The organism is Psychrobacter urativorans, assembly GCF_001298525.1.
Taxonomy (GTDB): Bacteria; Pseudomonadota; Gammaproteobacteria; order Pseudomonadales; family Moraxellaceae; genus Psychrobacter; species Psychrobacter urativorans_A.
On record NZ_CP012678.1, the window covers coordinates 1279667 to 1294336 of the forward strand.

The following is a 14670-nucleotide window of genomic DNA, read 5'->3' on the forward strand; positions in this document are numbered from 1 at the left end:
CGTGTAGCGGTATAACGAACAATCTTGGCTATTATAAAGGTTTTTTAGCATTCTTTTAATAAACTAGCGGGAAAAACCCTTTATTAATAAGCAGTTAGATTTTATTATAAACATACAGCGCTATCAACCCATCTACTCATAAAGCGTTGGATTCAAATAGCGCTAGCACGTTATTGCACATTAATAAGGTTGTTAAGTATTAACTGTCACGCAATTTGGCATGATGTTGCTCAGTTAACGCATGGATAACGTTATCCGTAACAACTTTAACCGTATCATCTGCGAGTGTTTGGGTACTGTCTTGCCAAATAAGCGCAAAAGCCAATGAACGCTGCCCTGTCGGTACATGCTCACCTTGATACACATCAAACAACCATACGTCCGTCAACATCTCTCCCGCTGCCGCACGTATTGTCGCCTGTAGCGTCTGTAAACTAATATCACTATCCACTAAAATGGCAATATCACGGCGCACTTGTGGAAATTTGCTAGGCGTTGCAATGCTATGTTGTTCTCGAGCTAAGCTTAACAACGGCGCTAACTCTAGTTGCGCCACCCATGTCGCCGGTAAATCCAGCTGTTTTGCGGTATTAGGATGTAGCTGTCCTAGCCAACCGAGATAATGGTCATCTATGTATAACTTGGCACTTTGACCAGGATGCAAGAAATCCAGCTCACTACGCTCATAGCGGATACGGGCGCTGTCAATGAGTGCAGGTAGCAATTGCTCAACATCATGTTTGAGGTCATAAAAATCTATGGCACGATTTTGATACGCTTGCTCGTCCCAAATATCACCGACCGCAATCAAGGCAATACTGGGCGTTTGTACCAATTCACTGATGCTATGACCAACAAAGCTGAGACCTGTCTCAAAAAAGCGCACACGTGACTGCTGACGGTTTAGATTGTACTGTACGCAAGGCAGTAAGCTGGATAGTAACGTACGACGCATTACTGCTAAATCGCTAGAGATTGGATTGGCAAGCGCCAACACTTCACCAAGCGCTTTATCATCAATCAACGCTTCTAATTTGGCATCACTAAAGCTAAAACTAATCGCTTCCATGTAGCCTGCATCAACCAGAGCCAACTTCATCTCATAGGTTAAATCGGCAGTATCGTCATAATCCATGCTGACTTGCAGATGTGGCAAGGTGCTTGGAATATTGTCATAGCCATAAATACGCGCAATTTCTTCGATTAAATCTTCTTTAATACTCATATCAAAGCGATACGATGGCGGCGTACAAAGCAAGCTCTCCGCTTGCTGTTCTACTGCAAATCCTAACTGGGTTAGAATACGTACCATCACTGTCGGTTCAATCTCGATACCAATTACATCACGAACTTTAGTAAGTGGTAAGCTAATTGGTGCGCGTGCAGGTAATTGAATGTTGTGCTCAACACTTATTACTTGTCCCGCTTGACCACCAGTAATACTGGTAATTAAATTAGTAGCACGCGCAAGCGCTAACTCTGGCAATTCAAAATCTACCCCACGCTCAAAGCGCTGCGAGGCATCAGTATGCAAGCCAAAACGGCGCGCACGTGCAGCAATCGCTAACGGGCTAAAGAATGCGCTTTCTAACACAATATTAGTCGTGCTATCAGTCACACTACTGCGTTGTCCACCCATGATACCAGCCAGTGCCAGTACGCCTTGGTCATCAGCAATAACCAACTCATCGCCAGTTAGGCTGATGGTTTGTTCATTCAGTAAGATGACACTTTCTTTTGGCTCTGCTAAACGGACAACGATATCACCAACAATCGTATCGGCATCAAAGGCGTGTAGCGGTTGCCCAAGCTCCATTAACACATAATTGGTCACATCGACTAAGAAATTATGTGTACGTAGTCCCGATTGCACTAGCGCATCTTGCATCCATTTTGGCGTTACCATACTGCGATCAATATGACGGATGGATTGTAATAAATAGCGTGGGCACTGCTCTACGGCATTGACGGTGACATTTAGCGTCGATGCGGTACTACCTGCTGCTGCACTATTAATAATATCAATCTCTGGCTGCTGCATCGGCAAATCATTAATAACCGATATTTCGCGAGCAATACCACGTACACTAAAGCAGTCACCACGATTAGGCGTGATTGAGATATCAAATATTTGGTTATTCAATCCCAAATAGTCACGGATATCTGCGCCAATCGGTGCATCTTCAGGCAGCTCAAGTAAACCATCTATTGAGTCTGTCAAGTCAATCTCAGAAGCACCGCAAAGCATGCCATTTGAAGCGATACCACGGAGCTCACTGTGCTTAATTTCAAAGCCTTGTTTGTTGTCGCTAGGCAGCACCGCACCAACCGTTGCCACCGGTGCTTTCATACCAACACGCACATTAGGCGCACCGCAGACGATTTGGATAGGTTCTGCCGCGCCAATACTCACTTGGGTCACACGTAGCTTATCGGCATCAGGATGCGGGATAACGCTGATGACTTCGCCGACGACGACGCCACTAAAAGGACGCGCAACGGTGTAGCGATCATCAATCTCAAGCCCTGCCATGGTTAACTGTTCGGCTAATTGCTCACTGGTATTTGCAGGATTTACCCATTGACGTAGCCATTGTTCACTGATTTTCATAAATATCTCGGATCAAAATAAAAGTAGGGCTTGTTGGTCGTTACATCTCAACGATTTAGCCGAATTGTTTTAAGAAACGCACGTCATTTTGGAAGAATAAACGCAAATCATCAATACCGTAATACAGCATGGCAAAACGCTCAATACCCATTCCAAAGGCAAAACCAGTATATTTTTCGGCATCAATACCACAGTTGGTCAATACTTGTGGATGTACCATACCGCAGCCCATCACCTCAAGCCATTTGCCATTATCAGCCAAGATATCAACCTCGGCTGATGGTTCAGTGAATGGGAAAAATGAAGGACGGAAACGCACCGTTAATTCTTTACCAAAAAACGCCTGCAAAAATTCGCTAATCAACCCTTTTAGCTCAGCAAAGGTGCTCGACTCTGTCACCATTAGCCCTTCTAACTGATGAAACATCGGTGAATGAGTTTGGTCTGAATCATTGCGATAAACACGCCCTGGGCAAATAATACGAATCGGTGGCGCACTTTTTTCCATCGTGCGAATCTGTACCGGACTGGTATGCGTACGCAGTAAATAATGGGCATCAAAATAAAAGGTGTCATGCATGGCACGAGCCGGATGATGCGACGGAATATTTAAGGCTTCAAAGTTATAATAATCGCTTTCAACTTCAGGACCAGTTGCCACATTGAATCCTGCTTGTACAAAGAACTGCTGCATACGCTGGGTAATCATGGTCACGGGATGCAAATGACCTTTTTGTCCACCGCGCGCAGGCAACGTAATATCAATACGTTCCGCTTCGAGCTTGGCATTCAAGGCAGCGATTTCTAACTGTTCCTGCTGCTCAGTCAATGCTTCATTAATGCGACTACGGACTTGATGCAACCAGCCGCCATAGGTTTTTTTATCGTCATTGCTCAGTTTACCAAGCTGCTTTGACCAGCCAGTGAGCAAACTTTTTTTACCAGTCAGCTGTACGCGTAGGTTTTGAAGGGCGCTCACATCGTGTGCTTGAGCAATCATAATTTCTGCCGCATGGGCAAGATCGGTCAACTGTCCTTCGTTAAGATCACTCAACTCAGTTGATAAGGTCGGTAGCGCCGACAAATCGGCCGTAGCAGCAGGGGTAGTCATAAGACGTTTCGTTCCTGATTTAAACAGACTATTAATGGTAAGGGTTTGACTAAATATTCAAAGTATCTAACGCGCCTTTTATAAAAGAGCCGTCGATTAATAACTTGGATATTGAGACTTTAATGGGTTTAGATGCTAATAAATGCTCTAAAAAAATATATCGTTAAGTTAAGTCACATAAAAAAAGCCACCGACCAGCGGTAGCTTTTATTAATATAGCTGCTATTAATTAATAGTAAACTCGATTCTTTAAACACTTATTACGGTTAGCTTAATAAAGCATTTAAACGAATTTAATATTTATGCCAATTCCGCTTTTGCTTTTTCGACCAATGCGCCGAAAGTCGCTGCATCATGCATAGCGATGTCAGCTAATACGCGACGGTCGATGGTGATGTTGGCTTTTTTCATGCCATTGATAAAGCGGCTATAGCTTAAGCCGTTTAAACGTGCACCAGCATTAATACGAGCAATCCAAAGACGACGGAAAGTACGTTTTTTGTTACGACGGTCACGGTATGCATATTGACCAGCTTTAGTTACTGCTTGTACCGCTACACGGTAAACACGTGAACGGGCACCGTAGTAACCTTTAGCGCGTTTTAAGATTTTTTTGTGGCGACGATTCGCCTGTACACCACGTTTTACACGGGCCATAATTTGCTCCAAGATATTTTTAAGCGATAATCAGTATTGTGTTACCACAAACCCTGTTATCAGATTACAAAGTCACATAAAATAGATGACAATAGTCGATTAGATGTATGGACACATACGACGAACAGCTGCTTCGTCAGACTTGTCCACCATCTTAAGACCGCGCAACTGACGGATACGCTTAGATGATTTCTTGGTCAAAATGTGGCTTTTGAATGCTTGCTTACGCTTGAAGCCATTCGCTGTTCTTTTAAAGCGTTTAGCGGCGCCGCTTTTGGTTTTCATCTTCACTTTCATGAGTGATTGCCTCTTTATCTTCGGTAGAACCTGGTCGTCAAATAGTCATACTAGCAAGCATTATCTATATAATTGCTAAATTTCTATTTGCCTCGAGGTGGGAGGCGCTATTTTAGCAGAATCGTCGCTGTTTTGCCAACCAAAGTTTTAGCCACTATTTTATATCATTTTTATCAATGTTTACTTTTCAGAAAAATAAAATTTAGTGAACTAAAGTTTAATAAATTAGTGGTATCCTCTATTATTTAATAAGCTTTAACTTTATATTACCTTTATTTATTCTTTAAAATCCATTGCAGATATGATGATAGTAGTGATAACACGGTTAAACTTATATTATAGATAATGTTTAAGAATTTTACCGTTCATGACTAAATTGATTGAATATCAGCCAAGGCTATGCTTAAGTGAGGACTGAGCTTATGTATACCTTTAAATGCTATTCAGAACGCACTATTCATCTTATAAAAACAGTCAACCATAAAGTTGATGCTTAGCATCAATTGCGGTATCGCCAGTCCATATGCTTGCTTCGTAAGCGATCATAATCGTATATAAATCATTATGTTTAAGCAAATTAGGAGAGGACGTTGTCAGATCAAGAATTAACTTTCGATGACGGTGTGTTTGTATTTGAGACGGTGATGCGCGTGCGTAATGCCGAAATTGATGTGAGTCAATACTTGACGCTTGAGTCAATGACCGCGCTACTTGCCGAAGCGCGAGCGCGATTCTTATACTCTAAAGGTATTCAAGCAAAGAGTGCGGATCATCAAGGTTTAATGGTTGATCATTTACAGCTGGCTATTATCAGCCAAGTACGCGCGCGCGAAGAATTATTATTTGAGGTAGGAATCGAACAATTATCCGATAATGATGGTCAGTTGGCGATTAAAGTCACGCGTATGTATGATGGCTCGTTAGTGGCAAAAGCTCGAAAGCATTTTATCAATTATGACTATCGTTTAAATAAAATAAGTACCATCACTAGCTGCATACAAGAGGCACTCAGTCCGCAGCCGTTTGAAATTTAATAATGATTTAGAATATACTCTATAGTGTTGGTCTAATAGACTTGACGACCACCTCTCCTTTGTTACTCACACGATATAAGATAATAGACAGACTATGACCGTACCTGCTTGGCTTACTGCCATAACCTTTAATGCTGATGGCTTGCTTCCTGCGATTGCACAAGATGCGCAATCAGGACGTATTTTGATGATGGCGTGGATGAACGCTGAAGCGCTGCAATTAACGGCGCAAACACAGACCGCGGTTTATTTTTCGCGCTCGCGTAACAAGCTCTGGCACAAAGGGGAAACTTCAGGGCACACTCAGCACGTTCACGATATTCGCTTAGACTGTGATGCCGATGTGATTGTACTAAGTGTTACTCAAATTGGTGGTATTGCCTGCCACACAGGGCGCGAATCATGTTTTTATCAGCGGTTAGATTTATCAGGCTCTGAACCAACATGGCAAAGCGTCGATGCGATATTAAAAGACCCTGTGGATATCTATAGCTCTAATAAAGCTATAAACCCTACTCCGCAAGTAAATACTAACAATAGCATCCCTCATAATGACATTAATAACGCGCCCATTTTACAACAGCTAGATCAAGTGCTAGCAGAACGCAAACAAGCCGATGCAGACAGCTCTTACGTCGCCAGCTTATATGCAAAAGGTCTCAATAAAATATTAGAAAAAATCGGCGAAGAAGCAACAGAAAGTATCATTGCTGCTAAAGACTTTGACAACTGTGATGAAAAAACTAATAAAGCACAATATGATGCGGCACGTGATGAGCTGATTTATGAAGTGGCGGATGTTTGGTTTCATACCTTAGTTGGGCTGGCATGGTTTGATATTGAATCGGATGCGGTATTAAATGAGCTTGGACGACGCTTTGGATTATCAGGTATCGACGAAAAAGCAGCACGCCAACAATAGCTTACCAACAACAGAACAATAATAGACAGATAAATACCAGTCGCTCATGATGACAATTGTTTTCACCTTTTTGTCATGAGGGCGCGTTATAATATAAGCACATTCAACGTATTATCATACATACTGGTTTTATCAGGTTATAAGGATACCGTTATGGGCAGTTTTTCCATTACGCATTGGCTTATTTTATTGGTCGTGGTGGTTGTCGTATTTGGCACCTCCAAGCTGAAAAATGCTGGCAAAGGTTTGCCTGACGAATCATAAATTTAACGTACTATTATAATTATTGCTCTTACCAAGACATAAGGATACCGTTATGGGTAGTTTTTCTATTACGCATTGGCTGATTTTGTTGGTGGTGGTGGTGGTCATTTTTGGCACCTCTAAACTTAAAAATGCTGGCAAAGATTTAGGCGGTGCGGTTAAAGGCTTTAAAGAAGCTGTGAATGACGAGCAAGCAGAGCATAAACATAAGCATAAGCGTCGAGTTTTGGATCACAAAGTTGGCTCCCCTGTACAAGATGAGCAGTCAGGTACGCGAATCGATGATATCAAAATCAGTCCTGCACCAGCGGATGACCAACATAAAGTCTAATGTTTGACAGCCCCATGATTTAAAGTCCAGTCGCTATATTCATCACTATATTTGAGCATTATGTTTGATATCGGGTTTTCTGAATTACTCTTATTTGGCATCATTGCCCTCATTGTACTAGGTCCAGAAAAACTGCCTAAGGCAGCGCGGACGGCTGGGCAATGGTATGCCAAAATTCGCCGCACCGTATCAACCTTGCAGTCTGAAATAGAAGCTGAACTTGATTTGGTGGAAACGCGCCAACAAATGGAACAAGAAATTGCCAAAATCCGCCAAACTGAAGCGGAGATGCGCCGTGAGATGGCAGAAATGCGTGGCAGTATTAAAGAGTTTGAATACACGCAAAGTCAAAGCATATACACTAAAGCCCAGCCTGAATTAGCGAATGACTCAAAACCAAATCACCATATGCCAAGCCACTCTAAACAAGAGAGCCCAGAGCCATTCGCGCCAGCAGAGTTCAATTACGCTTATGAGCAAGACCAAAGCCATGAGCAATACCAAGGGATGAATGAATCTATAGAATCAATTTACAGCGCTGATAATCATAGTACTTGCAGTTATAATACTGATAGCAATGCCACAATATCAGCTAAAGCCGACAGTATCGCTGCTGTTCAGCCGATGATCACTAGACCTTGGGAAAATATGTGGTTTCGCCTAGGTGCTTATGATAAAGCGCGACGTCTACCCTCTGCGCCCTACTTACCGAATTATAAAGCCGATACGTTATTAAACGATGCTGCTATGAATACCCAAGGAACGGCTGAATGAAACTGTTTAAACAGCGTAAAAGCCGCCTAGAAAAAATAGCCGAAACCGAAGCATCATCAGCCGCCTTATCAAAAGATAGCCACATTAAATCGGATAACACTTCAAGCATACTTGCTGATATGCCTATTACTGAACATTTAATTGAATTGCGCGCGCATTTAATCAAAATATGTGTTGCGGTTCTTATTATATTTTTGGCATTGGTAGGTTTTTCTCGCGAGCTATATAACTTCTTATCTGACCCACTGGTCGCGCAGTTACCTGCCAATTCGACCATGATTGCAACCGATATCACCTCAAACTTTATGGCACCTATTCGGCTGACTATATTTGTTGCGGCATTTGTGGCAATGCCATATATCTTGTACCAAATTTGGTCGTTTGTCGCACCTGCCTTATATAAGAAAGAAAAGAAAATCGCCATTCCATTGCTATTATCTTCAATATTTTTATTTTATTCAGGTATCGCTTTCGCCTACTTTGTTGTTCTAAAAGGGGTGCTGAAATTTTTTATTATGTTTGCCCCGCAAAACGTCGTGCCTATGACGGATATCGACAGCTATCTCAGCTTTGCATTAAAGTTATTTATGGTATTTGGGCTGACTTTTGAGATTCCTGTAGTGACATTGCTCTTGATATTGGTCGGTTTTGTCTCCATTCAGAGTCTCAAGGACAAACGCCGCTATATTATTGTGGGTTGTTTTGGGGTTGCAGCCATAGTGACACCGCCCGATGGTGTGTCGATGTTGATGTTGGCGATTCCGATGTGGTTGTTATTTGAGTTGGGCTTATTATTTGCACAATTATTGATTAAAGAAGAGTCAAAAACCACTTTAGTAGCAGAGCATAACGTGACAGATAATTAATTATTTAGTGAGTCATGCCAACACCATTCAGCCATTGTCTATGCAGTGGCTTTTTTTACCCCCAATACTTTATTATCTTGTCTTCGTATTTTAGGTAGCTTTTTATGTCTGCATCTATGCCCGCTTATATGAGCCATCCCACAGACGAACAACTTGCTGCGCTGAATATGGCGATGGATCACAAGTCATTTAAAGTGGTCGCCTATGCCGGTGCAGGTAAAACCACGACCTTAAAATTGATTGGCGAGCGGCTGCGCGGGCGTGGTTTATATTTGGCATTTAATAAAGCGATTGCTAATGATGCGCGGCAAAAATTCCCCGGTCATGTTGATTGTCGTACTTTTCACTCGCTCGCCTATCGCCACGTGCCGCGTGATATTACCGCCAAATTATCTTTGCCGCGCTTTTCACCCAAACGCTTGGGCGATGATTTAGGCTTGCAGCCAGTGCAAGTACGCCGAAAAATGGACGGGGTTAATAAGTACGTTACTTTAACGCCTGCCCGATTGGCACGTTTTGTCAGTGATGCGGTCAGTCATTTTTGTAGCACGCATGCCAGTTATCCAGCGCCACGTCATATTGAGTTCCCAAAATGGTTGGACAGCTCTGACGGCGAACAATTGCGCGAAATGCTCTATCCTGCCGTTGAGCAGCGTTGGCTACAGTCCATTGATGCGCGTCATCCGGCGGGTATCGGTCATGATATTTACCTAAAATTATGGGCATTGTCGAAACCCAGTATTCCCGCTGACTTTATCTTATTTGATGAAGCGCAAGATGCCGACCCGTTAATGATGGGGATTTTAACTCAGCAATCTAAGCAAGTGATTTATGTTGGTGATGCCCATCAGCAGATTTATGAGTGGCGCGGCGCGGTCAATGCGATGAAAAAATTGCCACTACCGCAAACCTTATTGACCCAATCCTTTCGCTTTGGTGAGCCAATTGCGGAGATTGCCAACACGCTATTAAAGGCACTACAAGAAGATGTGCCACTGATTGGCAATCCTGCGAAGCACTCGTCGACTGATAAAGGGTTGGTACACAGTAAAAAAGATGCCATTCTCTGCCGTACCAATGCGGCGGCGATGTCGCAATTATTAACCGGATTAAAGTTAGGGCACCGCGTGGCATTGCAAGCGGATACCGAGCGGATGCTTAAATTTTGCCAAGCCGCGGAGAATTTAAAGCATGGCAAATCAGCATATGGTGTACCGGAACTGGCATATTTTTATAATTGGGCGGACGTACAAGAATATGCGGAAACTAATGAAGGCAGCGACTTAAAAACGCTGGTTAAATTGGTTGATGACCATGGCACCAATGTGTTGAGCAAAGCGGTAAACAGCTTAACCAGTATTGAAAATGCCGACTATGTTATCTCGACCGCGCATAAAGCAAAAGGTCTTGAATGGGGACGCGTGCAGCTCGATGATGATTTTTATTATGATGTGACGACTAATGGTATTAAAATCAGTCCTGAAGAACTGCGTTTGCTATATGTTGCTTGCACACGAGCGCAGGTCAATTTAGATATTGCCAATATTCAACCCTTAATATCAGGATTGCAGGCAGGAAAAAAGGTAATTTATGGCAGCTAGTATAATAAATAACCGGCAACCTATCGCCGCCGTACAACAATTTTTTGCTCATCCTGTACGCTTACTTGCCCCCATGGAAGGTTTAAGCGATCCGTTAATGCGCCAAATACTCACGCAAATCGCCCATAATTTGGGTCGCCCTTATGATTGGTCGGTCAGTGAGTTTATTCGCGTGACCCAACATCTGCTACCCGCGCATGTATTTTATAAATATGTGCCAGAGCTACATAATGATGCCAAAACATCTTCTGGCACGCCCATTCATATTCAACTATTAGGCAGCGACGCGCAGCTGATGGCAGAAAATGCCGCTTATGCTTGTGAGCTTGGTGCGCCTGCCATTGATATTAACTTTGGTTGTCCTGCTAAGTCAGTGAATAACCACCGAGGCGGCTCGGTTTTGCTAGATGAGCCTGCGGTGCTGTATGAAATTATCAGTGCTGTCCGCCAAGCTGTTCCTGCCCATATTCCTGTGTCGGCAAAAATTCGTTTGGGCTATACCGATACGTCTAAAATGGACGATATTCGTGGGGCAATTGCCGATAGTGGCGCTGATTGGCTGACCATTCATGCGCGAACCAAAACGCAAGGTTATAAACCGCCTGCTTATTGGGATAAAATCCAAGCATTTAATACCCTTGCTATTCCAGTGATTGCCAATGGTGAAATTTGGACCACAGAGCAAGCACAGTCCTGTATGCAGCAGTCGGGTACGGCTCATTTAATGCTGGGGCGCGGGGCGGTGACGCGTCCAGATTTGATTGCACAAGTGGATAAAAATTACGCATTAGATAATGACGCGCATAATACGACCTTATCTTGGCAGGCATTAATACCGCATCAAATCGACTTTTTACACGGCGAAGCGAAAAACGATATCGTTCTTATCGGACGCTATAAACAATGGCTGGCGATGCTGACTAAAGGCTATCCTGAAGCGCAAGCATTGTGGCAAGATATTAAACGTGAAAAAGATAAAGCGACTATTATCAAGGCGCTACAGTGCAGTATGCTTTAACAATAGTCGCTTTTATGATAAAAATAGCAATATTAAGCGCTAATTCGAATCGCTAAATAAAATAACATCAAACTACACGCCATTGATAATACCCAAAGTATTGAGCGAAACAGGGCTAAATTGGTGATATACGCGACGCAATAGCCCATACGGATAATGACATACAGCCATGCCAGCTTATTAATAACAGGTTGCGGCACAAAGAATAGCATCGCGACCAATACTGCCGCCAAAAATATCGGCAACGTCTCATAACTGTTTTGTTGCGCGGCATTAGCTCGTGATGCTGCGCCAGTGGTACGCTGCAAAAAATCACGTGGATGCGCGTTATCTGCCAAGTGAAAGCCGCCTAGCACTTTAGCCAACATCGCCATGAACAGTGGTAATAAGCTCGCGACTACCATTGCCCAAATCGCTGCCGCTATCGTATCAGGAATTAAGCTAAATAGTGCACTCATCAGTATTTTTGCCCCTAGCCTGCGATAATTTCATAATCATGAGTCACATTCACCCCACCATTCGCCAACATACGACTCGCTGAGCAGTATTTTTCGGCTGATAAATGAATCGCCCTTTCAACCTGTTTTTCTGCAATATCGTTACCCGTCACCACAAAATGCAGATGAATATCGGTATAAACTGCTGGCACGGTTTCAGCGCGTTGGGCAGTTAGCTCGCAGCGTACCCCTTGCACATCTTGACGCGACTTTTGCAAAATCCCCACCACATCATAACTGGCACAGCCACCAAGTCCGAGCAAAATCAGCTCCATAGGGCTTGCGCCTTTTTCTTTATCCGCATCAATCTGCACGTTATGTCCTGATGGCGACACGCCCATAAAAGCTTTATTTTCCTGCCATGTGACGCTTGCTGTTGATTCTGCCATGAGCACTTATCCTTATTTTCAATTTATTATAAATAATTTTTTATATGCTTGGATTAATATTACTTCGCTAGTGTAGCACAAGCTAAAACGCGATTTTATAGCGTAAGTGTCATTGGTTGTCATACCCAATCTTACCTTTTTCAAGCCTACTGAATAACGTCAGTCATTCCTCATTTGTTTATTAAATTTTATTAGTGAATTAGCCCACTAAAAAATCAATGTAAGTAATTGATTATTAAAGGTTAAATTTGTGAAACATTTTATAGCAAAATACTGTTACACATTTAGTCTTTTTCTTGGTTTAATAATGGCAATGAATCTTATTTTAATAAGGTATCGATAACAGTCGCCCGCTACTATCAGGCACTCTATAATAACTATGACTGGTGTATCAACACTCTATTGAAATGAGCGGTTTAAAATAATTGGAAAGGTTGAGTCATGATAGATGCAGACGGCTTTCGTGCCAATGTCGGCATCATTTTGGCAAATACACAAGGGCAAGTTCTGTGGGCAAAACGTCTTGGTCACGATGCTTGGCAGTTCCCCCAAGGTGGTATTGACCGCGGCGAGACGCCAATGGATGCGATGTATCGTGAGCTCTGGGAAGAGGTCGGGCTATATCCGCGCCACGTGGACTTATTGGCGGTGACGCAAGATTGGTTACGCTACCGTCTACCAAAGCGTTACGTGCGTCATGGACAATATCCTTTGTGTATTGGGCAAAAACAGAAATGGTTTTTGCTGCGCTTAGATGAGGCAAACACGCAACATATCCGCTTCGATGCGGGTAAACCTGAGTTTGACCACTGGCAATGGGTCAGTTATTGGTATCCCATTGGACAAGTGATTCACTTTAAACGCGGGGTATATCAGCGTGCACTGCAAGAGTTGGCGCGCGAGCTGCCTCTCAAGCAAGAGCTAATTATCCCTGAACAGAATAATCATTTAATTCAGTTCTGATGTTTTCAATAGTTCTGTTTCAATAGTTCTGTTTCAATAGTTCTGTACTGTTAGATTTTATTCTACAATGCAAAAAGCCTGTATTTAAGCGATACAGGCTTTTTTTTGGTTAACTTTTACGTCGGTGATATAGGGGCGATATAGAAATAACTAGGGTTTAATAGCGATTTTTAATACGCCATCACGTTGATGCATAAATAAGTCATAGGCTTCGACGATGTCATCTAAAGCATAAGTATGGGTCACCATTTCTGACAAATCCACCCGTCCTGTTTCGATGACATTCATTAAACGGCGCATGCGCTCTTTACCACCGGGACATAAAGCAGTGCGAATCGTGTGGTCACCGAGACCTGAGGCAAAGTGTGCCATGGGAATGGTTAAATCTTCTGAATAAACTCCAAGACTAGATAGCGTGCCACCCGGTTTTAATACTTTCAGCGCCTGCTCAAAGGTAGTTTTTAAACCCAACGCTTCGATACTACTATCAACGCCGCGACCGCCAGTGAGTTTTAATACTTCATCGACCACATCGACTTCGTTAAAGTTAAGGGTAATATCTGCGCCCATTTTTTTTGCCATGGCTAAGCGGCTATTGTTACCGTCAATGGCGATAATGGTCGAAGCACCTTTGAGCCTTGCTCCGGCAGTGGCACATAAGCCAATTGGACCTTGCGCGAATACCGCAACGATATCACCGATTTTAATATTGGCATTTTCCGCCCCTTTAAAGCCAGTAGACATAATGTCGGGGCACATCAGCACTTGTTCATCGGTTAGCCCATCAGGCACAGGCGCGAGGTTAGCTTGAGCATCTGGCACTAGAACGTATTCGGCTTGCGTGCCATCAATGATATTACCAAAGCGCCAACCGCCCGTGGCTTTATAGCCATGACACGCGCACGTGCCGTCTGGCTGAATGTAGCCTCCATCTTGTGAGGGGAAACCGTCTTGACAAGCATACGAGCTAAAGCTGGGACAAATTGCGCCAGCGATAACGCGTTGTCCTTCTTGGTAGCCTTGTACCGCTGAGCCTAGTTTTTCAATAATGCCTACTGGCTCATGACCTATCGTTAATCCTTTGGCAACAGGGTATTCCCCTTTATAAATATGAATATCCGTGCCACAAATAGTGGTTGTGGTAATTTTTAGTAAAGCATCATTCGGTCCTACATCCGGAATCCTTTTATCTACAATCTCAATTTTACCCGGCTCAATAAATATCAGTGATTTCATCATGTTCATGTCACAATCCTTGTATGATCAGCATTAACTTAAATCGCATTAGATATTAATCGTAGGTTTTGATGCCCTACTCATTGAGTGTATGACATA

16 protein-coding genes are annotated in these 14670 nt (G+C 43.1%); 9 read left to right on the plus strand and 7 right to left on the minus strand.

Features of this window, described 5'->3' with window-relative positions:
- Nucleotides 1–199: 199 nt before the first annotated feature.
- The 4 genes from pheT to rpmI all read right to left on the minus strand — a co-directional run bounded on the left by pheT (nt 200) and on the right by rpmI (nt 4676).
- The gene (gene pheT, locus AOC03_RS05530) at nt 200–2611 is read right to left on the minus strand and encodes a phenylalanine--tRNA ligase subunit beta (protein WP_062534064.1); all 2412 of its coding nucleotides are present in this window, start codon (nt 2609–2611) and stop codon (nt 200–202) included.
- Nucleotides 2612–2666: 55 nt separating this feature from the next.
- Nucleotides 2667–3722 carry a phenylalanine--tRNA ligase subunit alpha gene (gene pheS / locus AOC03_RS05535; RefSeq protein WP_062534066.1) on the minus strand — a complete coding sequence of 352 codons (1056 nt, stop codon included), beginning with the start codon at nt 3720–3722 and terminating at the stop codon, nt 2667–2669.
- A 300-nt stretch (nt 3723–4022) separates the two neighbouring features.
- Nucleotides 4023–4379 carry a 50S ribosomal protein L20 gene (gene rplT, locus AOC03_RS05540; RefSeq protein WP_062534068.1) on the minus strand — a complete coding sequence of 119 codons (357 nt, stop codon included), beginning with the start codon at nt 4377–4379 and terminating at the stop codon, nt 4023–4025.
- Between the two features lie 99 nt (nt 4380–4478).
- Nucleotides 4479–4676 carry a 50S ribosomal protein L35 gene (rpmI, locus tag AOC03_RS05545; RefSeq protein ID WP_062534070.1) on the minus strand — a complete coding sequence of 66 codons (198 nt, stop codon included), beginning with the start codon at nt 4674–4676 and terminating at the stop codon, nt 4479–4481.
- Nucleotides 4677–5266: 590 nt separating this feature from the next.
- Between rpmI and AOC03_RS05550 the strand changes: the two genes are divergently transcribed.
- The 8 genes from AOC03_RS05550 to AOC03_RS05585 all read left to right on the plus strand — a co-directional run bounded on the left by AOC03_RS05550 (nt 5267) and on the right by AOC03_RS05585 (nt 11486).
- Nucleotides 5267–5710 carry a thioesterase gene (locus AOC03_RS05550; protein WP_062534072.1) on the plus strand — a complete coding sequence of 148 codons (444 nt, stop codon included), beginning with the start codon at nt 5267–5269 and terminating at the stop codon, nt 5708–5710.
- Between the two features lie 94 nt (nt 5711–5804).
- The gene (gene hisIE / locus AOC03_RS05555; RefSeq protein WP_062534074.1) at nt 5805–6632 is read left to right on the plus strand and encodes a bifunctional phosphoribosyl-AMP cyclohydrolase/phosphoribosyl-ATP diphosphatase HisIE; all 828 of its coding nucleotides are present in this window, start codon (nt 5805–5807) and stop codon (nt 6630–6632) included.
- Between the two features lie 153 nt (nt 6633–6785).
- Complete coding sequence (locus tag AOC03_RS05560; RefSeq protein ID WP_420480445.1) at nt 6786–6896, plus strand: twin-arginine translocase TatA/TatE family subunit; 111 nt, start codon at nt 6786–6788, stop codon at nt 6894–6896.
- A 52-nt stretch (nt 6897–6948) separates the two neighbouring features.
- A complete protein-coding gene (tatA, locus tag AOC03_RS05565; protein WP_062534076.1) occupies nt 6949–7227 on the plus strand; it encodes a Sec-independent protein translocase subunit TatA in 279 nt (92 codons plus the stop codon).
- A gap of 60 nt (nt 7228–7287) precedes the next feature.
- Nucleotides 7288–8001, plus strand: coding sequence for a Sec-independent protein translocase protein TatB (tatB, locus tag AOC03_RS05570; protein ID WP_062534078.1), 714 nt, complete (start codon nt 7288–7290; stop codon nt 7999–8001).
- 83 nt (nt 8002–8084) lie between these two features.
- A complete protein-coding gene (gene tatC / locus AOC03_RS05575) occupies nt 8085–8867 on the plus strand; it encodes a twin-arginine translocase subunit TatC (RefSeq protein WP_420480455.1) in 783 nt (260 codons plus the stop codon).
- A 104-nt stretch (nt 8868–8971) separates the two neighbouring features.
- Nucleotides 8972–10468 carry a UvrD-helicase domain-containing protein gene (locus AOC03_RS05580; protein ID WP_062534082.1) on the plus strand — a complete coding sequence of 499 codons (1497 nt, stop codon included), beginning with the start codon at nt 8972–8974 and terminating at the stop codon, nt 10466–10468.
- The gene (locus AOC03_RS05585; protein ID WP_062534084.1) at nt 10458–11486 is read left to right on the plus strand and encodes a tRNA dihydrouridine synthase; all 1029 of its coding nucleotides are present in this window, start codon (nt 10458–10460) and stop codon (nt 11484–11486) included. Before AOC03_RS05580 ends, AOC03_RS05585 begins: the two co-directional genes overlap by 11 nt.
- A gap of 32 nt (nt 11487–11518) precedes the next feature.
- Here the strand turns inward: AOC03_RS05585 and AOC03_RS05590 are convergent, their stop codons facing one another.
- Together AOC03_RS05590 and AOC03_RS05595 are read right to left on the minus strand one after the other, a co-directional pair.
- A complete protein-coding gene (locus tag AOC03_RS05590; protein ID WP_062534086.1) occupies nt 11519–11944 on the minus strand; it encodes an MAPEG family protein in 426 nt (141 codons plus the stop codon).
- Between the two features lie 14 nt (nt 11945–11958).
- Complete coding sequence (locus AOC03_RS05595) at nt 11959–12372, minus strand: OsmC family protein (RefSeq protein WP_062534088.1); 414 nt, start codon at nt 12370–12372, stop codon at nt 11959–11961.
- Between the two features lie 441 nt (nt 12373–12813).
- Here AOC03_RS05595 and AOC03_RS05600 point away from each other — a divergent pair, with 441 nt between their 5' ends.
- The gene (locus AOC03_RS05600; RefSeq protein ID WP_062534090.1) at nt 12814–13335 is read left to right on the plus strand and encodes an RNA pyrophosphohydrolase; all 522 of its coding nucleotides are present in this window, start codon (nt 12814–12816) and stop codon (nt 13333–13335) included.
- A 150-nt stretch (nt 13336–13485) separates the two neighbouring features.
- On the opposite strand, the gene AOC03_RS05605 is transcribed toward AOC03_RS05600, so the two are convergent.
- Nucleotides 13486–14580, minus strand: a complete 1095-nt coding sequence (locus AOC03_RS05605; RefSeq protein ID WP_062534092.1) for an NAD(P)-dependent alcohol dehydrogenase — start codon at nt 14578–14580, stop codon at nt 13486–13488.
- Nucleotides 14581–14670: the final 90 nt, after the last annotated feature.